This window comes from Cutibacterium sp. LaCa_286 (assembly GCF_057198075.1).
The window spans coordinates 995,628-1,017,877 of sequence record NZ_CP191091.1 but is presented as its reverse complement, the minus strand read 5'-3'; the positions used below and the strand labels follow the sequence as shown (position 1 = coordinate 1,017,877).

At 64.9% G+C, this 22,250-nt stretch carries 21 protein-coding genes; 19 read left to right on the top strand and 2 right to left on the bottom strand.

Translation table 11 applies throughout. The features are described from left to right. Positions 1-275: 275 nt before the first annotated feature. From ACP8JZ_RS04415 to ACP8JZ_RS04380, 8 genes are all read left to right on the top strand, one after another. Complete coding sequence (locus ACP8JZ_RS04415) at positions 276-806, top strand: DUF948 domain-containing protein (RefSeq protein WP_323458387.1); 531 nt, start codon at positions 276-278, stop codon at positions 804-806. A gap of 368 nt (positions 807-1,174) precedes the next feature. Beyond that, entirely contained in the window at positions 1,175-3,853 is a 2,679-nt protein-coding gene (gene alaS, locus ACP8JZ_RS04410; protein ID WP_484482754.1) for an alanine--tRNA ligase, read from the top strand. Positions 3,854-3,944: 91 nt separating this feature from the next. Continuing rightward, the gene (gene ruvX / locus ACP8JZ_RS04405) at positions 3,945-4,391 is read left to right on the top strand and encodes a Holliday junction resolvase RuvX (protein WP_306517070.1); all 447 of its coding nucleotides are present in this window, start codon (positions 3,945-3,947) and stop codon (positions 4,389-4,391) included. After that, positions 4,388-5,491, top strand: a complete 1,104-nt coding sequence (mltG, locus tag ACP8JZ_RS04400) for an endolytic transglycosylase MltG (protein WP_484482753.1) — start codon at positions 4,388-4,390, stop codon at positions 5,489-5,491. The genes ruvX and mltG overlap by 4 nt, the downstream gene beginning before the upstream one ends. A gap of 24 nt (positions 5,492-5,515) precedes the next feature. Continuing rightward, entirely contained in the window at positions 5,516-6,388 is an 873-nt protein-coding gene (locus ACP8JZ_RS04395) for a shikimate dehydrogenase family protein (protein ID WP_484484268.1), read from the top strand. Continuing rightward, positions 6,382-7,596, top strand: coding sequence for a chorismate synthase (gene aroC, locus ACP8JZ_RS04390; protein WP_484482751.1), 1,215 nt, complete (start codon positions 6,382-6,384; stop codon positions 7,594-7,596). The genes ACP8JZ_RS04395 and aroC overlap by 7 nt, the downstream gene beginning before the upstream one ends. Beyond that, the gene (locus ACP8JZ_RS04385) at positions 7,593-8,156 is read left to right on the top strand and encodes a shikimate kinase (RefSeq protein WP_484482750.1); all 564 of its coding nucleotides are present in this window, start codon (positions 7,593-7,595) and stop codon (positions 8,154-8,156) included. The genes aroC and ACP8JZ_RS04385 overlap by 4 nt, the downstream gene beginning before the upstream one ends. A gap of 75 nt (positions 8,157-8,231) precedes the next feature. After that, positions 8,232-9,320: a 3-dehydroquinate synthase family protein gene (locus ACP8JZ_RS04380; protein ID WP_306517071.1), complete on the top strand. Its 1,089-nt coding sequence runs from the start codon at positions 8,232-8,234 to the stop codon at positions 9,318-9,320. A 235-nt stretch (positions 9,321-9,555) separates the two neighbouring features. On the opposite strand, the gene ACP8JZ_RS04375 is transcribed toward ACP8JZ_RS04380, so the two are convergent. Beyond that, the gene (locus tag ACP8JZ_RS04375; protein ID WP_306517043.1) at positions 9,556-10,581 is read right to left on the bottom strand and encodes a CapA family protein; all 1,026 of its coding nucleotides are present in this window, start codon (positions 10,579-10,581) and stop codon (positions 9,556-9,558) included. 10 nt (positions 10,582-10,591) lie between these two features. Here ACP8JZ_RS04375 and ACP8JZ_RS04370 point away from each other — a divergent pair, with 10 nt between their 5' ends. Then, on the top strand, positions 10,592-10,840 hold the full coding sequence (locus tag ACP8JZ_RS04370; RefSeq protein ID WP_306517044.1) for a hypothetical protein: 249 nt from the start codon (positions 10,592-10,594) through the stop codon (positions 10,838-10,840). A gap of 13 nt (positions 10,841-10,853) precedes the next feature. Here the strand turns inward: ACP8JZ_RS04370 and ppk2 are convergent, their stop codons facing one another. Continuing rightward, the gene (ppk2, locus tag ACP8JZ_RS04365) at positions 10,854-11,789 is read right to left on the bottom strand and encodes a polyphosphate kinase 2 (RefSeq protein WP_021103332.1); all 936 of its coding nucleotides are present in this window, start codon (positions 11,787-11,789) and stop codon (positions 10,854-10,856) included. Positions 11,790-12,041: 252 nt separating this feature from the next. On the opposite strand from ppk2, the gene efp reads away from it, so the two are divergent. The 10 genes from efp (at position 12,042) to ACP8JZ_RS04315 (ending at position 22,186) form a co-directional block, all read left to right on the top strand. Further along, entirely contained in the window at positions 12,042-12,611 is a 570-nt protein-coding gene (gene efp, locus ACP8JZ_RS04360; RefSeq protein WP_021103331.1) for an elongation factor P, read from the top strand. Beyond that, complete coding sequence (nusB, locus tag ACP8JZ_RS04355; RefSeq protein ID WP_484482749.1) at positions 12,608-13,390, top strand: transcription antitermination factor NusB; 783 nt, start codon at positions 12,608-12,610, stop codon at positions 13,388-13,390. The genes efp and nusB overlap by 4 nt, the downstream gene beginning before the upstream one ends. Before the next feature lie 232 nt (positions 13,391-13,622). Further along, entirely contained in the window at positions 13,623-13,958 is a 336-nt protein-coding gene (mihF, locus tag ACP8JZ_RS04350) for an integration host factor, actinobacterial type (RefSeq protein ID WP_036904003.1), read from the top strand. A gap of 140 nt (positions 13,959-14,098) precedes the next feature. After that, the gene (gene gmk, locus ACP8JZ_RS04345) at positions 14,099-14,710 is read left to right on the top strand and encodes a guanylate kinase (protein ID WP_023035348.1); all 612 of its coding nucleotides are present in this window, start codon (positions 14,099-14,101) and stop codon (positions 14,708-14,710) included. A gap of 21 nt (positions 14,711-14,731) precedes the next feature. After that, entirely contained in the window at positions 14,732-15,127 is a 396-nt protein-coding gene (rpoZ, locus tag ACP8JZ_RS04340; protein ID WP_023035349.1) for a DNA-directed RNA polymerase subunit omega, read from the top strand. Between the two features lie 113 nt (positions 15,128-15,240). Beyond that, positions 15,241-16,470, top strand: a complete 1,230-nt coding sequence (gene coaBC / locus ACP8JZ_RS04335; protein WP_306517046.1) for a bifunctional phosphopantothenoylcysteine decarboxylase/phosphopantothenate--cysteine ligase CoaBC — start codon at positions 15,241-15,243, stop codon at positions 16,468-16,470. A gap of 62 nt (positions 16,471-16,532) precedes the next feature. Continuing rightward, positions 16,533-17,726, top strand: a complete 1,194-nt coding sequence (gene metK / locus ACP8JZ_RS04330; protein ID WP_484482748.1) for a methionine adenosyltransferase — start codon at positions 16,533-16,535, stop codon at positions 17,724-17,726. 102 nt (positions 17,727-17,828) lie between these two features. Beyond that, positions 17,829-18,404, top strand: a complete 576-nt coding sequence (locus ACP8JZ_RS04325) for a 3'-5' exonuclease (RefSeq protein ID WP_484482747.1) — start codon at positions 17,829-17,831, stop codon at positions 18,402-18,404. 123 nt (positions 18,405-18,527) lie between these two features. After that, a complete protein-coding gene (locus ACP8JZ_RS04320) occupies positions 18,528-20,006 on the top strand; it encodes an NAD-dependent succinate-semialdehyde dehydrogenase (RefSeq protein ID WP_484482746.1) in 1,479 nt (492 codons plus the stop codon). 8 nt (positions 20,007-20,014) lie between these two features. After that, positions 20,015-22,186, top strand: a complete 2,172-nt coding sequence (locus tag ACP8JZ_RS04315) for a primosomal protein N' family DNA-binding protein (protein WP_484482745.1) — start codon at positions 20,015-20,017, stop codon at positions 22,184-22,186. Positions 22,187-22,250 lie beyond the last annotated feature (64 nt).

Genomic DNA, 22,250 nt, shown 5'->3' with positions numbered 1-22,250 from the left:
CTCATGGGCAATGGCAAAACGACATTGGCGTCGCAAGGCCCCGTGAGACACGCCCGATCACCACAGCACCATTCTCCAATCACCACAGGCACCATCCCCGATCACCACCGACACCCTCCTCATCCCAGGCCCCGCACTGCTCACTGAAGTGGGATGGCAACCGCCATCAGCCAACACGTGACTACTAGGCTGTGGTAATCGTGGTTGCAAACCGGATGTGGGGAGCATCCAGTTGCAGGACCGTTCCGAACAAACGAAAAAGCCAGGAGGACATCGTGAGCATCGGAAGCATTGCTGCACTCATTGCCGCGACTGCCGCCGTCGTCCTCGTGGCACTGCTTGCCGTGCCCATCGTCAAGCTCGGTCACGTCATGGACGAGATCACCTCCAGCGTGCGCGATGTCGACCGGTCCGCCCTGGAGATCCTCGAGGAACTGCGCCAGACGGTCATCACGACCAATGAGGAGATCTCGCGCATCGGTGACGTCACCGAGAACGTCAACCGCATGAGTGAGCACGCCGCCAATGCCACCCAGCACGCCAGTGACGTGGGCCGGGTCGTGGCCACCGTGGTCGGCGCACCAGCTCGGGCCACCTCACGCATGCGCACCGCCATGCACCGGCATCGCAGGCCCAAGGCGGTGGCTGCCATCGAGGCACCGACCCGGCACCAGACCGCGCAGGATGCGCACGAGGCGGCATCCCGCCGCGGCGAGCCACAGTCCCCCCGCGAGGACGAACCGACCAAGCGTGGGACAGGGCCGGCCCCCATCACTGCGGAGCCCCTTGCCACCGACGAGTCCTGACTCGTGGCCAACGACGACGCACCGCCCAAATTCTCCGCACCGTGTTCCGCCCAGGTTGATCGGCTCGGGCTGATCGGCAGGTACGAGGAACCGCATCAGCAGCCCACCTGAACCGCATCAGCAGCCCACCTGAATCGCACCTGCCCCGCCCCGACACCTGATTCAGCCGCGACGAGGATTCGCCGCCCCTGATCCCTCGGCCCGGGGCTCACCGGAGCTGCCGGAGTCAACAACCGCAACAGCACCCCTGACCTGCTCAGCACGGGCTCACCTCTGGCGAACACCCCATCGCGACGAAACGGGTAGGGTTGTCCAGTGCACGGCCGTACATCACGTCGCCAGCCGACCACCATCGACAAGGAACAAGCATGAGAACTGCGGAGATCGGACAGCGTTTCCTCACCTTCTTCGAGGAAAGGGGACATGACGTCGTCCCCAGTGCGTCGCTGCTCTACAACGATCCGACCCTGCTGTTCGTCAACGCCGGCATGGTGCCGTTCAAGAATTACCTCATGGGGGTCGAGCCCGCCCCGTGGCAGCGCGCCACGAGCATCCAGAAGTGTGTACGCACCCTCGACATCGACGAGGTGGGGCGAACGACGCGCCATGGGACGTTCTTCCAGATGCTGGGCAACTTCTCGTTCGGCGACTACTTCAAGACCGACGCCATCGAATGGGCCTGGGAACTGGTGACTGGCCCGACGTCCGAGGGCGGTCTGGGATTCGACCCGGCGAAGATCTGGGTGACGGTGCTCGGCCCCGGCTTCCACCCCGACTATCCCGACGGTGACGTCGAGGCCCGACGGACCTGGCTCAAGGTGGGGGTGCCCGCCGAGCACATCCAAGGTCGGTCCCTGGCAGACAACTACTGGCACATGGGCGTTCCCGGCCCGGGTGGCCCATGCTCGGAGATCTACGTCGACCGTGGACCGCAGTTCGGTCCGGACGGCGGGCCCGAGGCCGACGAGGATCGCTACCTGGAGATCTGGAACCTCGTCTTCGAGACCGAGGACCTGTCTACCGTGCGTTCCAAGACCGACTTCGACATCACCGGTCCACTGGCCAGACGCAACATCGACACCGGCGCAGGCCTGGAGCGCATCGCCTACCTCCAGCAGGGCGTCAACAACATGTATGAGACCGACCAGGTGTTCCCGGTCATCGAGCGGGCGGCCCAGTTGTCGGGCAAGAAGTACGGCCTCAACCCCGACGACGACATTCGGCTGCGCATCGTCGCCGACCACGTACGATCCAGCCTCATGCTCATGACCGACGGCGTCACCCCCGGCAATGAGGCGCGCGGCTACGTCCTGCGTCGTCTGCTGCGCCGCGCGGTGCGCTCCATGCGGCTGCTCGGGGTGGACGCACCCGTGCTGCCCGAGCTGCTGCCGATCTCGCGAGACCTAATGAAGGACTCCTTCCCCGAGGTGCTCACCCAGTGGGATCGCGTCATCGACGCCGCCACCGCCGAGGAACAGACCTTCCGACGCACCCTGAGCGCCGGAACCACACTGCTCGACACCGCCGTGGCCCAGACCAAGGAGTCCGGCTCCACGGTGCTGCCAGGGGAGAAGGCCTTCCAGCTGCACGACACCTATGGTTTCCCCATCGACCTCACCCTGGAGATGGCCGCCGAGCAGGGACTCACCGTGGATCGTGACGCCTTCACCAGGCTCATGGCCGAGCAGAGGTCCCGTGCCAAGGCCGACGCCAAGGCCAGGAAGGGCATGCTCACCGACCCGGAGGCCTATGCCACCATCCGGGCCCAGGGCGAGACGCCATTTTTGGGATACGACGAACTCACCGTGCCCACGACGGTGGTCGGCATCATCGCCGACGGCCGCTCCGTGCTCCATGCCACTGCCGGCTCGATGGTCGAGATTGCCCTGGCGCAGACCCCGTTCTATGCCGAGATGGGTGGTCAGGACTCCGACACCGGCATCATCCGCGCCAACGGCTTCGATCTCGAGGTACTTGACGTGCAGGCCCCGGTGCCTGGTCTCATCGTCCACAAGGTGCAGCTTGACGGTGATCTGGCGGTGGGTGACGAGGTGAGTGCCCAGGTGGATCCGGCGGCGCGCTTCGAGGCGTGCAAGGCTCACACTGCCACCCATGTGTTGCACGCCGCGCTGCGTGAGCTCGTCGGCCCCAGCGCCACCCAGGCCGGTTCCTACAACAAGCCAGGGTACCTGCGCTTCGACTTCACCGCCACCAAGGGACTGTCCGAGCAGCTGCGCTCCGAGATCGAGCAGCGTTGCAACGAGGCCATCCACGACGACTTCGAGGTCACCGACTCCCGGATGCCTCTGGAGGAGGCTCGAGCTATGGGCGCCATGGCCATGTTCGGCGAGAAGTACCCGCCGATCGTCCGTGTCGTCGAGCTCAATGGGGCGTGGTCGCGCGAGCTGTGTGGTGGCACCCATGTGCCCTCCACCGGACGTATCGGCATGCTCGACCTGCTCACCGAGCAGTCCGTCGGTTCGGGGACCCGCCGGGTGGAGGCTCTGGTGTCCACCGATGCCTTCTCGCACCTGGCTGCCGAGCGGGCCCTGGTCAACGAGCTCACGACCATGCTCAAGGTGCAGCCCGACCAGCTTGCCGAACGCGTGGGCAAGCTCGCCGCCGACCTCAAGGACGCCGAGCGCCGCCTGGCCCAGGCCCGTACCAAGGAACTCTTCGCCCAGGTGGACCAGATCGTCGAGACGATGGCTCCAGCCGGAAAATTCGATCTCGTCAGCGCCAAGGTTCCCGGTGTCACCGGCGGTGATCTGCGCTCCCTGGCCACCCAGATCCGCTCCAAGATCGCCGAACGCCCGGCCGTCGTCGTCCTCATCGGTGGCACCGACGACAAGCCGGCCATGATCGTGGCCACCACCGAGTCGGCCCGTGCTGCCGGTGCGAAGGCCGGGGCACTCATCAAGGTGGGCATCTCCCGACTGGACGGTCGAGGCGGCGGCAAGGACGACATGGCCCAGGGGGCCGGCTCCAACGCCTCGGGTGTTGACGATGCGCTGTCCACCGTCGCCTCCGAGCTCTCGGCGTTGTGAGACCCTTGTTTGTGTCGCCCATGAGCATGTCGAGAGGTCGATGATCGTGTCGGAGGAACCAGTGACGACGCCCAGGGGATCGACGCTGGGGGTGCGGGTCGCCGTGGACTGGGGCAAGGCCCGTATCGGGGTGGCTGCCTGTGATCGGGAGGGTATCCTTGCCTACCCGGTGGAGACGGTGTCGGCCAAGGACCAGCCGATTCGCCGGATCAGCCAGATCGTCGCCGAGTACGAGCCCGTTGAGGTGGTCATGGGCCTGCCGGTGGCACTCAACGGCACCGAGCAGATTGCCGCCTGTGACGTGCGGGCGGCCGGACGAGACCTGCAGCAGGCCATCGCCCCGATCCCGATACGGTATGTCGACGAGCGCATGACGACACGTACGGCTTCCCGTGCGCTGCACGAGACGGGACGCAACACGCGCAAGCAGCGCTCGGTCATCGATCAGGCAGCTGCCGTCGCCATACTGGAACAGGTACTGGAACAAGCCCGTCGCGGTGAACTCCCAACCGTCCCCGAGCAAGGAGATCAACAGTGAGTCGAAACTCCTCCGACGACGACCCCGGCTTCTGGTACCACTTCCGCAGTGCCTTCGCCGTCATCCTCTCCTTCGCCATCATCCTCGGCGGTATCGGCTACGTGGGCAAGAAGGCCTACGACACCTACATCTCCTTCGCCTACGCCGACGACTACCAGGGCGCTGGCGAGGAGGAACTGTCGGTGCGCATCCCCACGGGTGCCTCCGTCAACGAGGTGGGTGAGATCCTCGTCGAGGAGGACGTCGTGAAATCCGAGAAGGCGTTCAAGGAGGCCGTCCGTGACGCCCCCAACGAGGTGACGATCCAGGCCGGGCAGTACCCGCTCAAGAAGCACATGAGCGCCGCCAAGGCCGTGCAGGTTCTCGCAGACCCCGAAAACATCCGGCATGCACGCGTCACCCTCACCGAGGGGTTGACGATGGATGAGCAGTTCGATCTGCTCGCCAAGGCCAGCGACCTGCCACGCAAGGACTTCGAGACCGCCGTCACCAAGAACGCCGACAAGCTCAACCTGCCCAGTTGGGCGAAGAACCGGCCGGAGGGATTCCTCTTCCCCGACACCTATGAGATTGCCGACAACCCCACGGCAGGTGACATCCTCCGCAACCAGACCAAGCAGTTCACCAAGGTCTCCGACACCCTGAACTTCAGCGGGCAGGCTCAGAACATCAAGCAGGATCCCTACAGCGCCCTCACCGTCGCCTCGATCCTCGAGAGGGAGGCCAAGAGCCCCAAGGACATGAAGATGGTTTCCGGCATCATCTACAACCGACTGTCCAAGGGCATGCCGCTGCAGTCCGACGCAACCGTGCTCTACGCCAACCATGCCAAGGGCAAACTCACCACGACCGACAAGCAGCGGACCATTGATTCACCGTACAACACCTACAAGGTGAAGGGGCTTCCTCCCGGCCCCATCTCGAACCCGGGATCAGAGGCCATGGAGGCAGCCGTGACACCGACGACGTCCGACTACTTGTTCTGGGTGGTCACCGATCCGGACAAGGGCACGACGGCCTATGCCAAGACTGCCGAGGAGCACCAGGCCAATGTCGCGAAGTTCCAGCAGTGGTGCCAAGATCACAAGGGCAAGTGCTGACCGGTGAGTTCTCGGCACTGTGCAGTGATCGGCCATCCGATCGCCCACTCCCTCTCACCGGCCATGCACCGGGCTGCCTATCGCGATCTGGGGCTTGACTGGAGCTTCGACGCAGTCGACGTCGCTCGTGACGGGCTTGCCGACTTCGTGGCTGGGCTGGACGAGTCCTGGCGGGGGCTCGCCGTGACGATGCCACACAAGCAAGAACTGGCTGGGCTGGGGGAGCCCGATGAGTTGGTTCGTCTGCTCGGCGTGGCCAACACCTGGGTGCATACCACCTCAGGCCCGGTGGTACGCAACACCGATGCACCCGGGGTCTGTGATGTCCTGCGCCAGGCTGGAGTGCACCGGGTCAGCAGCGTGACGGTGCTGGGTGCCGGGGCCACGGCACGCTCGGTGCTGGCTGGGGCAGCGCGTCTGGGAGCGCGGAGTGCAACCATCGTGTCCCGCAGTCGCGTCCGGTCCCAGCAGACCCTGGCGCTGGCGTCTGCACTCGGTGTGACTGCACACTGGCAGCCGTTGGATGAGCCGCTGGCACCTGCCGACCTGCTCGTCTCGACGCTTCCGAGGCAGGCCTTCGACGAGGGGGAGCACTGCCCACCAGACTTCGACGGAGGGGAGCACCGCTCCCCGGGCACGACGCTGCGTGCCTCACGGGCCGTGGCATGTGCCCCGGTGATCTTCGACGTCGTCTACGACCCGTGGCCACCCGTGCTGCTCGACCTGGCACGACAGGAGAACAAGGTGTGCATCGACGGACTCGACCTGTTGGCTGCCCAGGGCAGCAGGCAGGTGGAGATCATGACCGGCCAGCAGGTGACGATGACGACCATGCGCCAGGCGGCACGAACCGAACTGGCCAGACGAATGACGAGACGATCGGAAGAACGATGCTGAGGTATCTCACGGCGGGGGAGTCACATGGGCCGGCTCTCGTGGCCACCATCGAGGGGCTCCCCGCCCAGGTTCGGATCACGACGGACGACATCACCAATGAGTTGCGTCGCAGACGACTGGGGGCTGGACGGGGTGCCCGGATGGGTTTCGAGACCGACGAGGTGGAACTGCTGGGTGGGGTACGGCATGGGCGTACCCTCGGCTCACCGATCGCGCTGCGCATCGCCAACGCCGAATGGCCCAGGTGGCGCACCGTCATGGCAGCCGATCCCGTGGATCCCGACGATCTGAGCGATCAGGCCCGTGCAACGCCACTCACCCGTCCTCGTCCCGGTCACGCCGATCTGGTGGGGATGCAGAAGTATGACTTCGACGAGGCCCGGCCGATCCTGGAACGCGCCTCGGCACGCGAGACGGCGGCACGGGTGGGCATCGCCGCCGTGGCCAAGGCCTTCCTGGCCCAGTCGGTGGGGGTGCAGATCCTCTCCCACGTCGTCGGGCTCGGGACGGTTCACCTGCCGGAGGACACCAGCCCCACCCCCGATGATCTGGAGCGTATCGACTCCGACCCGGTGCGATGTGCCGATCCGTCCACCTCGGCACGCATGGTCGCCCAGATCGATGCCTGCCACCAGGACGGCGACACCCTGGGCGGGGTCATCGAGGTGCTGGCCCACGGCATGCCGGTCGGACTCGGGGCACACACCCAGTGGGACAGACGTCTGGACGCACGTCTCGCCGCTGCCCTCATGAGTATCCCGGCGATCAAGGCCGTCGAGGTGGGTGATGGACTGTCCCTGGCCCAGATGAGGGGTTCCACTGCCCACGACGAGATGGCACCAGCACGGCGAACGAACAGGTCCGAGCGAGGGATCCGACGGCTGAGCAACCACTGTGGGGGCATTGAGGGCGGTATGAGTACCGGCCAGGTGCTGCGGGTACGTGCAGCCATGAAACCGATTGCCACAGTTCCCCGAGCGCTGCGCACCATCGACACCACCACTGGTGAGCCTGCTCTGGCGCACCATCAACGCTCCGACGTGTGCGCCGTTCCTGCTGCTGGTGTCATTGGTGAGGCGATGGTGGCCCTGGTGCTCGCCGAGGCCGTCCTGGAGAAGTTCGGGGGTGACAGCGTGGCCGAGACGACCCGCAACCACGAGGCACATCTGGCCCGACTCGCCGAACGTGGATGGCTGGTGAGCCGATGACACACCGAGTCATTGCCCTCATCGGTGCCCCCGGGGCCGGCAAGACGACGACCGGGCAGAGTCTGGCAGCCCGTCTGGGATGTGAGTTCGTCGACGTCGACCAGCTCATCGAGTCCCAGGAGGGCCGCACGATTCCCGAGATCTTCCTGCAGCAGGGGGAGGAGTTCTTCCGATCCAGGGAGCAGGAGATGACCCTCACCGCCCTCGACGACACCGTCGAGACGCAACCAGGCGACGCGTCTGCACGCTCTGCCCGCGACAGCGACGCCACCAGGGTCGTTGCCCTGGGCGGAGGTGGGCCACTGGACGAGGCCATCGCGACCCGTCTGGACCAGGTGTACACGGTCTGGCTCAGCGTCAGTGCCCGCACCGCGGCCAGTCGAGTCGGACTCAACGACACCACTCGACCGCTGCTGCTGGGCAATGTCCACTCCCAGCTGGTGAGGATGATGGCGCAGCGTCGTCCGGCCTATCAACGCCCCGCAGATCTCGTCGTCGAGACCGACGAGCTGTCCGTCGACGAAGTCGTCAACGTCATCGTACAGGCCTTGGAGGGGTGATGGACTCAGGACATGTCGATGGCCGTAAGCAGCGACGAGTCCAGCGTGCTGGCACAGTTGCCTGAGGTGATGGCCATGGATCGAATCACGGTACGCACCGAACGCCCCTATGACGTCGTCGTCGGCGCTGGGGCGAGCCGGCTTCTGACAGATGTCGCCGGCGGCCGTCGGGTGGCGCTCATCCATCCGGCGAGCGTGACGAAACAGGCCCGAGAGTTGAATGCGCTGCCCACCGATTCCGTCGAGATCATCGTCCCGGACGCGGAGCAGGCCAAGACGCCTGAGTGCCTGCTCACCTGTTGGCAGCGCCTGGCCGAGGCAGGATTCACCCGCGACGACCTGGTCGTGAGCCTCGGGGGAGGGGCGACGACCGATCTGGCTGGTCTCGTCGCCGCCACCTGGCTGCGCGGGGTGGACGTCGTCCATCTGCCGACGACGGTGCTGGCCATGGCGGACGCCGCCATCGGCGGCAAGACGGGGATCAATCTGGCGTTCGGGAAGAATCTCGTCGGGGCGTTCCACCAGCCGCTGGCCGTACTGTGCGACACCAACCTGTTGGGCAGCCTCGACGGACGTGAGGTGCGCTCCGGACTCGCCGAGATCGTCAAGTGCGGTTTCATTGCCGATCCGAGCATCCTCGAATGCATCCGCGCCGCACCACAGGCAGTGCTCGACACCGGCAGCGAGCAGTTTCGCACCGTGCTCGAGGCAGCGGTGCGTGTCAAGGCGGCGGTGGTGGCTTCCGACCCGCACGAGCAGACCTCGCATGGTGATGACGTGGGACGAGAACGTCTCAACTACGGGCACACCCTGGGGCATGCGGTCGAGGCCCACGAGCGCTTCACCTGGCGGCATGGCGAGGCCGACGCGGTCGGCATGATCTTCGCCGCCGAGCTGTCGCACAGGTGTCTGGGACTGTCGGAGGATGTCGTGTCGCTCACTCGGAGCATTCTGTCGGACCTTGGGCTACCGGTGAGCTTCGACGACGTTGCCTGGTCCGATCTGCGTGCCACGATGGCCCTGGACAAGAAGACCCGGATGGATTCAACTGGGCGACGGGTGCTGCGCTTCGTCGGCATCCGTGCCCCCGGGTCGGTCGCGATGATCGTCGATCCCGACGAGGACGCCCTGGCCGAGTGTTACCGGAGCCTGCGAGCCGACTGATCCGAGACACTCGGGTCGCCGAGGCATTTGGGTCGGTGCCGCAACTCGGGGCGAATCCGTATTCCATCGTCACCCACGTCCGGGGCCGGAGACCCGTATTCCGACCCGAGCCGTGGCTGGTCAGCCCCCGTGGTTGTCGGCCCAGTGACGGATCGACCCCGTGGCTGGTCAGCCCCCGTGACTGCCGACATGGCGGGGCGTCATCGCCCGGCCTGGTGCACGGACTCTCGCCGGCTCACCTCTCGGAGACCCCGGACACCCCGAGTGACCTCACGGTGCGGGACACCTGCCTCCTGGTCTCCTTGAGCCGAGCCCGGTTTCCCCTGCCCGACGAGAGTTCGGCATTGACGGCATGGATCCGAATCGGCCCCTCGGACGGTGAGCCGATGTAGACCGGGACGTACTCGGCCCTGGAGAGGGATGCCTTTCCGGACTTCACGCCGAAGGTGACCCGTCCGACGACCCCTTCATGGGTGCGGGGCATGCTGGAGGGCTGATTGCCCACGAGATTGCCCAGTCCGTAGATGACAAGTTTTCCGTTGACCTTGGCCCACGGCTGCACGACGTGACTGTGATGGCAGTAGACCATGTCGACATCGGGGGAGGCGGTGAGACGCGTGGCCAGCTGGATCTGTTCCTTGGTGGGTTCCTGCTGGTACTCCTCGCCGGTGTGTGCCGCGACGATGACGACGTCGGCGCCGGCCCTCCGCGCTGCTGCGGCGCGGGCGAGGAGGTGATCGGCCCGGGCATCGCTCCAAGCCCATGACTTGTCCTTGGGGACGCTCTGCCCATTGAGCCCGTAGGCACCCGAGACGAGCCCGAGTTTCAATCCGTTGTGGGCGGTGAGGATGACTGGTCTGTCGGCCTCGGCAGCGGATCGCGCCGTGCCGGAATGGGCGACGTGAGCCGAGTCGAGGGCGTCGAGGGTGGCCTTGACGCCGGAAAATCCCTGGTCCCACGAGTGGTTGGAGGCGGTACTGCAGGCGTCGAATCCCACTGTGGCCACCCCCTTGGCGACATCTGCGGGAACAGCGAACACCGGGTAGTTGGAGTAGCTGGTTCCCTTCGGCGCGACGGGCACCTCCGTATGGCACACCGACAGGTCGGCGGCACGGATGATGGGCGCGACGCTGCCGAAGATCGGTGCGAAGTCGTAGCTGCCATGTCCATCCGACCTGGCGGTGCGCCATGTCGAGTTGTGCCACAGCAGGTCACCGGAGACGGTGAGGGTGAGGGATCCCGATCGGGTGGAATGCGGCACGGTCCCCACGTTGCCATCCGATGGCGTCGGTGTCGCCGATGTGCCCAAGGTGCCGCGCATGCTCGCCGTGGCACTGGCAGTCGGGGCAGCCGTGGGCGACGGATCCGCGGAGGGCGTGCTGTCCGACACCCCGACAGAAGATTTCTCGCTGGTGGAGGCAGCAGAGTCGTGCGGGGTGGGTGAGGCGCTGCGCCCACAGGCCAGCAGTCCCAGTGTCAACGCCGTTGCCAGGCACAGACGTGGGTCTGGCCTGCGATGACTGGCAGGCATCCTCAGTCCCCGATCGTGTCGCGCGCGCGCTTGACGATGAGTGGGTCGGGTTCGCCGATCACCTCGGCGTTCTTGCCGTCGTAGTCGATCTGGGAGAGGAAGTGACGCATGGCGTTGAGCCGGGCACGCTTCTTGTCGTTGGAGCGAATGGTGATCCACGGGGCCTCGTCGGTGTCCGTGGCTTGGAAGGTCTCCTCCTTGGCGAGGGTGTAGTCGTCCCACCGCCCCAGGGACTCAAGATCCATCGGGGAGAGTTTCCAGCGTCGTACCGGATCCAACTGACGAATGGCGAACCTCGTGCGCTGTTCCTGACGAGTGACGGAGAACCAGAACTTTGTCACGTGGATCCCCGACTCGATGAGCATGGCCTCCAACTGCGGCACCTGGCGCAGGAACTGACGATGCTGCTCAGGGGTGCAGAATCCCATGACCCGCTCGACCCCGGAGCGGTTGTACCACGACCGATCGAACAGGACGATCTCGCCGGCAGTGGGCAGGTGCTGGATGTAGCGCTGGAAGTACCACTGGCCCTGCTCTCGGTCCGACGGCTTGGCCAGGGCGACAGTGCGGCAGGCCCGCGGGTTGAGGTGTTCGGTGAACCGCTTGATGCAGCCTCCCTTGCCGGCCGCGTCCCGACCCTCGAAGATGATGAGGTGCTTGTCCCCGGAGTCCTCGATCGAGTACTGGAACTTGAGCAGTTCGATCTGCAGCAGGCGTTTCTGCTCCTCGTACTCCATGCGATCCATGAGTTCGGGGTACGGGTAGTCCTCGTGCCAGGTCTCCACCGCGGAGCCGTCGGGAGCGATGAGTTCCGGATCATCACCATGGGTGTCGGAACGCACGACGTACCCGGCGTCGTGCACCTGATCGATGAACTCACGCAGGCTGTGCTGGCTACCAGTAAGAATCGGATCAGGCAAGGATTCGGTCATGTACATCAGCCTAGTACCCACGACTCCCGGCATGGACGGGGAAACCGGCACGTCACCTGTTCTTTTTCTTTGCTCAATCTTCACTCACGGTCTTCTGTCGCGACGATGTCGATTTTCCGAGGCGAGGTCGCTTCTGCCACCAGATCTCTGAGTTTCGATGCCAGACGACACTGCAGCTCGCATGCAGCAACGCCGATGGGATAGGGTTGGTGGGTATGGGTTGTGCCCGGCAATCCTCCGGTACGAAAGGTTTCACCTGTGGTCATCTCCACCAATGACATCAAGAACGGCACCGTGCTGAACCTGGACGGTCAGCTCTGGACGGTCATCTGGTTCCAGCACCACAAACCGGGCAAGGGCAACACCGTCGTGCGCACCAAGCTCAAGCACGTGCTCAGCGGCAAGACCGTGGATCGCACCTTCAACTCCGACACCAAGATCGAATCGGCCGAGGTGGATCGACGCGAGATGCAGTACCTGTACCAGGACGGCGACTCCTTCATCTTCATGGACGTCACCAGCTTCGACCAGCTGCCCATCCCGACCGAGGTCGTCGGGGATGCCAAGGACTTCATGCTCGAGAACCAGAACGCCACGGTCGCCCTGAACGAGGGCAACCCGCTGTACATCGACCTGCCGGCCTCCGTCGAGCTCAAGGTGGAGTACACCGAGCCGGGCCTGCAGGGAGATCGCTCCACCGGTGGCACCAAACCTGCCACGCTGGAGACCGGCCGTGAGATCCAGGTGCCGCTGTTCATCACCACTGGTGAGACGGTCAAGGTGGACACCCGAAACGGCGACTACCTCGGTCGCGTCTCCGACAAGTGAACGAGCACGGTCACGTCACCGAGGCACCGATCGAACAGATCGGTGACCTCGAGGTGCAGCGTATCAGCGGTGACATCCAGAGACACGCTGCCCTGTCGACCCGGTCCAAGGCCCGCAAGCAGGCTCTCGACATCCTCTTCGAAGCTGACACGATGGGGACGGATCCGGTCACCGTCTTGGCGCTGCGCCCCACGGTGATTGACAACCCGGTCCGTCCCTTCGCAGCCGAGCTGGTCGAGGGAGTGACCACCCACCGCACTGAGCTGGACGCTGCCGTGTCGGAATGCCTGGCCCCTGGCTGGACGCTGCGACGCATGCCGCGGGTGGATCGGGTGCTCGCGCTCGTGGGGGCCTACGAGATCCTCTTCACCGACGTTCCCAATCCCACGGCAATTTCCGAGGCCGTTGAGTTGGGTGGGGAGTTCTCCACCGATGACACCCCTGCCTTCCTCAATGGCCTGCTCACCGGAATCGCCGAGCACGGGCCCTTCGAAGTAACATCCCCGCAGACCGACTCGCAGGATCCTGATGAGGCGGTGGACACAGCCACCGTGGACCCTGAGGCACAACCGGCTACCAACGCCGTGGACCCCGAGACACAACCGGACGGCACCACGGATCGGACGGTTCCGGGGGATGCGACAGACCATGACCCGCAGGGCTCCACCGAGCCAGACACCACTGAGCCCGTCGAGGCTGCAGCGCAACCACCGACGGGCGAAGACGTCAATCTGGCCGAGGCAGCGGACGATCATCCCTCAGATCCGGCAGCGGAGTGATCCCGGGTTTCTCGAGAGCTGCCGTCTCGGGCCCATGTGACCCATGAGCGATTCGTGTCGATTCCTCGTCCGAGTCGCTCATTTCGCATCCCCATGACCGGTGCTGGAAAGATCGCAAAATGATCACAATTTGGATGCTTTCCCTCCCATCCCCATCGCGTTTCGATAATCTGTGACCAATCAAGTCCCAGAGAGAACAGTTGTTTTACTGGACAGTGACCATGTGGCGTAGATGGGAGCGATCGTGTCCATTCCTACCTTGACCCCCGAGCAGCTCAGCGCTGCCCGCGATCGTGCCACCCAAGCACGTCGAGCACGCGCCGAACTCAAGACGAAGGTGCGTTCTGGGCAGATCACGCTCTCCGAGGGCCTTGACGAAGCACTGGCAGATGACACCCTGTCACACATCAAGGTGGTCGACCTGCTGAAATGCATGCCCCGGGTGGGGGACAAACGTGCCGCCGAGATCATGGAACGTCTCGACATCGCACCGAACAGGCGCATTCGAGGACTGGGGCGTCATCAGCTCGACGATCTGCGTGCCGAGTTCGATCCAGCAGGGCACTGATCTCCCGACCTTTCCCCAGACCCGGGCTGTCATCGAAAGACAGTCGCGGGGCGATCACGACACGCGGGATCATGACGTAAGAGGGTCATGGCGTAACGGGGATCATGGCGTAACGGGGATCATGGCGTAAGGTGACCGTCATGCTTGATGGCGCCAACCCCACACCACAGATTCCTCAACCACGTGGCCTGACACATGATGGCCCGGTGCACGTTGCCGTGATCTCCGGACCCACTGCCGTGGGCAAGGGAACCGTGGTTGCCGAGCTGCTGCGTCGTCATCCCGACCTGATGGTGTCACGATCCACCACGACCAGGCCACCGCGTCCCCATGAGGTGGACGGGGTGCAGTACGACTTCGTCACCAATGAGCAGTTCGACGATCTTGTCTCCTCCGACGGTCTGCTGGAGTGGGCCACGGTCCATGGTGTTCACCGATACGGAACACCTCGCAAACCCGTGCTCGACGCCGTGAGCGCTGGCAGAGTCGTCATCCTGGAGATCGATCTGCAAGGGGCGCGTCAGGTACGTGAGTCCCTTCCCAGCGCCACCCGTGTCTTCCTGGCGCCGCCGTCCTGGGACGAATTGGTGCACCGTCTCGTCGGCCGTGGCACCGAGTCCCCCGAGCAGCAGCAACGGCGTCTGGCCACGGCACGTACCGAACTGGCATCGGCTGACGAGTTCGACGCCGTGGTCGTCAATGACGAGGTCGACCTGGCTGTTGAACGTTTGGTAGACTTGCTTGGTCTGTGACCACATCCAGGAGGATCTTCCTTGTCTGAGACCAACTCTGAGGGCATCACCTACCCGCCGATCGACCAGCTCATGGAGCACGTCGACTCCAAGTACCGTCTGGTGCTCTTTGCGTCCAAACGGGCCCGTCAGATCAACGCCTACTACTCCCAGCTGGCCGAAGGGCTGCTGGAGAACGTCGGCCCCCTCGTGGAGACCGACAATCAGGAGAAGCCGCTGTCCATCGCCATGCGTGAGATCCAGGACGGTGTGATCCAGACCCACGAGATCACTGCGGAGGAACAGGCCGAGATGGATCGCCAGGCGGAGATGAGCACCGAGGACCTGCTCAAGTCGATGCTTGCCGAGACCGACGAGGAGTCCGCAGAGGCTGCCGATTCCGAGTCGTCGTCAACCGAGTCGGAAAGCTCCGACTGACCTTCGGAGGGGATCACCTGATGGTCTGGTTCGCCAGGAGCATCCACCGGTGTGATCCTCCTGGTCGGCCAGCTTGGTTCGGGCCGATCCCACACTGATACGGGAAGTGCGTCATGGCCGTTGTAGCAGTAGGCGTGGGCGGCGGGATCGCCGCCTACAAGGTGTGTCAGGTCGTTCGGCGTCTGGCCGAGAATGGCCAGGACGTTCATGTGATTCCCACCGACAGTGCCTTGGAATTCGTCGGCCGTCCCACATGGGAGGCCCTGTCCGGTCACTCGGTGCACAGTGGGGTCTTCGATGACGTCCCCGGCGTCGAGCACGTACGACTGGGTGAGCAGGCCGATCTGGTACTCGTCGCGCCGACGACTGCCGATCTGCTCTCCCGGATAGCCCAGGGCAGGGGAGACGATCTGCTCACCACGACGATTCTGGCCTCCCGAGCACCCAAGCTTCTCGTGCCAGCGATGCACACTGCCATGTGGCTCAATCCCGCAACCCAGGAGAATGCCGCTGCTGCTCGCCGACACGGCATCGTCGTCAAGGAGCCGGCTCGAGGCCGCCTGACCGGTCACGACTCCGGTCCGGGACGCATGCCCGAGCCCGACGAGATCGTCTGGTTAGCCCAGAGCCTTCTCGACGATCCCGAATGTGCCGGGCCGATGAGCGCCCAGGACCTTGCTGGCCGGAGGATTCTCGTCTCCGCCGGGGGCACACGTGAACCCATCGACCCAGTGCGATACATCGGCAACCTCTCATCGGGGCGTATGGGGTTCGCCATCGCGGCCAATGCTGCGGCTCGCGGGGCGAAGGTCACCGTCGTTGCTGCCCACACCCAAGCCCAGCTGCCCTCCAGCGTCGAGGTCGTGGCGGTCGACACCACCGAGGACCTCTACCAGGCCATGACGCAACGAGCTCGACAGGCAGACGCCGTCGTCATGGCGGCCGCAGCAGCCGATTTCTCTGCCACACCGGCCACCACCAAGATCAAGAAGCACGAGGGGACCGACCACGTGGGGGAGTCGATGACCCTCGAGCTGCACCAAACCCCCGACGTGCTCGCCCAGATCTGCGCCGATCCGGTGTCCGGGCGAGTCGTCGTGGGTTTTGCCGCCGAGACCACCGACGACCGAGACCAGTTGCTGCACTTGGCAGACGCAAAGCTGCGCCGCAAGGGCTGTGACGTTCTCATCGTCAACGACGTCTCGGCAGGACGAGTATTCGGATCGTCCGACACAGACATCACCGTGGTCCACCAGCAGGGGCCAGGGCGACGAGTCGTGGGCTCCAAGGCGAGGGCAGCCGCTGCCATCGTCGACGAGATCCACCAGCTGCTGGCCCAATGAAACCGGCCCACCAGTGGTGAGCCATGATGCGCGGCTCTTCGCCGCGCGGTCAGGAGACCAGAATGTCCACTCGAACACTGTTCACCTCGGAATCGGTGACGGAGGGCCATCCGGACAAGATCGCCGATGCGATCTCAGACCGGATCCTCGATGAGATGCTGGCCCAGGACCCCACCAGCCACGTCGCCGTGGAGACGCTGGTGGCCACCGGTCAGGTCATGGTCTGTGGTGAGGTCACCACGGAGGCCTATGCCGACATCTCCAGCATTGCCCGTCAGACGATCGTCGAGATCGGCTACGACTCCTCTCGCAAGGCCTTCGACGGCGCCTCCTGCGGGGTCAATGTCGCCCTGGACAACCAGAGTCCGGACATCGCTCAGGGCGTCAACACCTCCTGGGAGGTACGGCACGGGTCGACTGATCCCCTGGATGCCCAGGGAGCCGGCGACCAGGGCCTCATGTTCGGCTATGCCAGCAACGAGACCGCCGCGCTCATGCCGCTGCCGATCGACGTGGCCCATGCCCTGTCGCTGCGACTCACCGAGGTACGCAAGAACGGCACCCTAGACTATCTGTGGCCCGACGGCAAGACCCAGGTCACGGCCCAGTACGACGAGCACAACCGTCCGGTGGGAATCGACACAGTCGTCGTGTCCAGTCAGCACGAGGACGGCGTCGACATCGAGGGACAGATGACCCCGGACCTCATCGAGCACGTCATCACCCCTGTGCTGGGACGCTACGACTTGGCCACCGACGACATGAAGGTGCTCGTCAACCCCACCGGAAAATTCGTCATCGGTGGGCCGATGGGTGACATCGGACTCACCGGGCGCAAGATCATCGTCGACACCTATGGTGGTATGGCCCGACACGGCGGCGGGGCCTTCTCGGGCAAGGACCCCTCCAAGGTGGATCGTTCCGCCTGTTACGCCATGCGCTGGGTGGCCAAGAACATCGTGTCCGCTGGACTTGCCGATCGCGCTGAGTGCCAGGTGGCCTATGCCATCGGCAAGGCGCAACCGGTCGGGTTCCGCATCGACACCTTCGGTACCAACAAGGTGCCCGAGTCCGTCATCGAGAAGGCGGTGCTCACCGTGTTCGACCTGCGTCCAGCAGCCATCGTGCGCGACCTTGATCTGCTGCACCCGATCTACGGTCAGCTCGTCGCAGGTGGACACTTCGGCCGCACCCTGCCCGGAGTCACATGGGAGCAGACCAATCGCGTCGATGACCTGCTCGCTGCCGTGAAGTGATCCGGGAGGCCTTCGAGGCAGCCGAATCTGCAGGGCGCCATGTCGGAACCGCACTGACTCACGACATGGCGCCCCCATGCCGTCCGTCGTAGTCTTGCGCCCATGACACGTCGTACCACACCGTCCACCCTGCTGATTCCACCGGACAGCGAGCTGGCCGAGTCGCCCTTCGTCGCGATGGACTTCGAGACCGCGAACCGACTGAGCGGTGTGTCGGCCTGTCAGATAGCCTTGGTCCGCGTTGCGGACGGGGTCGTCACCGACGAGCTGGACACTTTCATCAAGCCGCCGAGCGGGTGGGACCACTTCGAGTTCACCTACCTGCATGGCATCGGCCCTGATCAGGTATGTGATGCACCGAGCTGGCCGGCCATCGCAGACCAGGTACGCGATTTCGTGGCAGACGTGCCGGTGTATGCCCACAACGCCGCATTTGACCGCGGCGTCTGGGCGCAGCTGGACGAGTTCTTCAACACCTCGACCCTGCCACGACGGTTCTACTGCTCCTACCGGACCGCCAAGCGCATGGTTCCCGGGCTGCCCAACTACAAACTGCCCACCGTCGTGCATGCCTGCAATCCAAGCTTCGACCTGGATCACCACCACGCCGGTTCCGACGCCCAGGCCTGCGCACAGATCGTCATCGCCCTGCAGCAGATGAGTTCCAAAGCCCTCTGACGACTGAGCGTGATCACGCAGGAGGGGGCACAGGAGAGTATGGCTGCCGGAGGAATGAGTAGTCCCCGGCCCGAAGCTGGCTAGGGTGGAGAGGACGCAGTCGACTCCCCGGAAAGGCTTGCCATGACCATCGAGCTTCCCGTAGCCCCACAGGTCGTTGATGACCTCATCTCCCGTTTACCACGAAGCTCATTCATCAATGGTCACTTCATTGATGGTGAACCACACATGCACGTTGTCAATCCGGCCACTGGTGAGGATCTCCTCACCATGTCCGCCGCAGACCCGCGGACCAGTGGGGACGCTGCCCTGACGGCTGCCTGCACTGCCGGGCCCGCATGGGCTGAGTCCACCCCACGACGTCGTTCGGAGACATTGCGTCGTGCCTACGAGTTGTGCCACGAACGAGCTGATGACCTGGCCCTCACCATGACCCTGGAGATGGGCAAGCCGCTGGCCGAGTCCTATGGCGAGGTCACCTATGGCGCGGAGTTCCTGCGCTGGTTCTCCGAGGAGGCGGTACGTGGCCCGGGACGCGCCCGCCCGGCGCCTGGTTCGGTGGGGCAGGACATGATCGTCACCTTCCAGCCAGTGGGACCGTGCCTGCTCATCACACCGTGGAACTTCCCCCTGTCGATGGGCACTCGAAAGATCGCCCCAGCCCTCGCAGCAGGCTGTCCCGTCATCCTCAAGCCCGCATCGGCGACACCACTGACCGCACTGCTGCTCATGGAGATCCTGCGGGATGCCGGTGTCCCCGATGGGGTCGTCAACTGTGTGGTACCGACGAGCTCCTCGGAGTTCTCCAACCATCTCATGAGCGATCACAGGTTGCGCAAGATGTCGTTCACCGGTTCCACCCAGGTGGGACGTGACCTGCTCTCCCGGGCCAGTGAGCATGTGCTGCGCACCTCGATGGAGCTGGGTGGCAATGCTCCGTTCCTCGTCCTGGACAGCGCAGACATCGCCACCGCAGTCACTGCCGCCATGGCTGGAAAATTCCGCAACAATGGTGAGGCGTGCACTGCTGCAAACCGGATTTACGTCCATTCTGACGTAGCTGATGAATTCATCCATGCCTTCGTGGTGCAGACCGAGAAACTGGTTCTCGGTGACGGTTGTTCCGCGGCAACCACGCTGGGCCCGCTCATCGACCCCGACGCTGTGACCAGGTGTGCTGAACTCGTCGACGACGCGGTGTCGCGAGGTGCAACGGTCCTCACGGGAGGCACGATCCCGGACCGGGAGGGGTTCTTCTACCCAGCGACTGTGCTCAAGGACGTTCCTGCCGATTCCCGGGTGTGCCATGAGGAAATCTTCGGACCAGTGGCGCCCATCATCGTCTGTGACGACGTCGACGAGATGCTTGACCTGGCCAATGACACACAGTTCGGACTCATGGCCTATGTCGCCGGCCAGGATCTGGACCAGGTGCGTCATGTGGTGCGCAGACTCGATTCCGGAATGGTCGCCGTCAACGTCGGGGTGGCCTCTGACCCGGCTGCACCGTTCGGCGGGGTAAAGGAGTCCGGGATCGGACGTGAGGGCTCTCACGAAGGACTCAGTGAATACCTCGAGCTGAAATACGTGCGCCTGGGGTGAGCAAGCAGATGACCTCGGACGAGGATCTGGTGATTCCTGACGAGCAGTGGGTGGCGCACGTCTGCGTCGCCTCGGGGTTGGCCCATCTTGATCGGCCATTCGACTACCTGGTGCCTGCCGACCTCGTGGAGCAGGTGAGTGTCGGGGTGCGGGTGCGCGTACGACTGGCCGGACGCCTGTGTGACGCAATCGTGCTCGCCGTCGACCATGACCACATCGCGGGGATGCAGCTGGCGAATCTGGAGAAGGTGGTCTCGGCCCAGCCGGTCACGACTGTCGAGCAGCTGCGACTGGCACGCGCGGTGGCCGACCACTATGCCGGAACCCTGGAGGACGTCCTGCGCTGGGCGATTCCCACCCGTCATGCCCGCACCGAGGCTGCCACCCCGCCCGAGTGGCCACAGCCCCGACCACTCGGACACGACGTTCCCGCCCCCGACAGCCCCCGACTCACCACAACGGGACGCGGTGCACATGATCCTGTCGCAACAGAACCCCATGTGACCGGATCTGCCGAGCCTCGACTTGTCACCACGCGGGACACCACCGTCTCGGGGATGGCTGCCATTGAACGTGGGGCCCAGTTCCTCACCCAGGTGCGAGCAGGAGAGTCCCCACGCGGCTTCTGGCGGGTGACACCGGTGAGTGGACCAGCCGATGAGCTCGCACTGGGTTCCTGGACACTGGGACTGTGTCAAGCCGTGTCGGCAGCCGTGGTCAGCGGCCGTACTGCCCTGTGCTGCGCTCCCACTGTTGAGGAGGTCGATGAACTCGCCGAAACCCTGGAATCGCAGCTGGGGCCAGGGACGGTGGCCAGACTTCATGCCGAGCAGTCCACTGCCGCTCGGTGGCGCAACTATCTGGCAGTGCTACGCGGCCAGGCGCGGATCGTCGTCGGAACACGTTCGGCCGTCATGGCTCCACTGCGAGATCTTGGTGTCATCTGTGTGTGGGACGAGGGATCGGACGTCCACGACGAGAAACGTGCCCCGTACCCCAACACTCGAGACGTGGCGGCACTACGTGCCCACACCGAACACGCTGCGCTCCTGCTGGCCGACCACGGTTGCTCGGTGCCGGTGGCCCGCTGGCTGGAATCGGGGTGGCTCGCCCTCATCCAGGCCGATCACAAGACGGAACGTCGGGTGTGCGCACCCGTGCGGGTACCCGGCGATTCCGATGTCGCCCTGGCCCGTGACCCCCTGGCGACCTCGGTACGCATCCCCGACCTTGCCCTGCAGACCATTCGTGCTGGGCTCGCTCAGGGACCGGTCCTGGTTCAGGTTGCTCGCACCGGAGACCTGGTGCGTCCGTCCTGTGACCGCTGCCGTACACCCATCGTCTGTTCCTCGTGCGGCGGGCCGATGCACGCGCGTCGCACCACCGACGGCACCGAGCTCACCTGCCAGTGGTGCGGGCAGAAGCAGACGGACTGGTCGTGCGCCACCTGTGGCGCCACGACGATCCGATCCGGTCTGGTGGGTGCCAGCACCACTGCCGAACAACTGGGACAGGCCTTCCCCGACACGACGGTCGTCGACTCCTCGTCCGATCACGTCACCACGACGATTGGGACGCAGCCCGTCCTCGTGGTGTGCACCCCAGGGGCAGAGCCACGCTCGGAGTCCGGGTATGCCGCTGCCGTGGTGCTGGACGCCACCTCGGCCCTGGAACGGCCCGGGCTCACCAGCGTCGAGCAGACCGTGGATCGGTGGTTCCACGTCGTCTCCCTGGTGCAGGGCGCCCCGGAGGGGGGACGGGTGGTGCTGGTGGGCCCGACGGGGAACCGTGCCGTGCAGGCGCTCATTCGCAATGACCCGGTGGGCTGGGCCCGACGAGAGCTTGCCGACCGTCTGGAGGCGGGTTTTCCCCCAGCGACGTGCGCCGCCATCATCAGTGGCTCGGACCAGGCCGTGCAGGCCGCCGTCGAGCAGCTGTGCGCCGCATCCAGCGATGCGACGGCCCTCACCGGAACACCGGCACATGTCGACGTGTTGGGACCGGTGCCGATCCCGAACCGGCACGGTGACGACGAGCCCCGTCTCCAGGCGATCGTGCGCACCCCGGCCAGTGAGGCAGCCTCTCTGGCCACCATCCTTGCCCACCTACGTGCCCAGCACACCATGAGTCGTGCCGAGGGGACCCTGCGCATCCGCATGGATGGCACCACCGAGATGTGAACTCTCCCCGTGCACGACTCAGTACAACGCCGGCTCACCTGCCCCACGGTGACACCGAATCCGG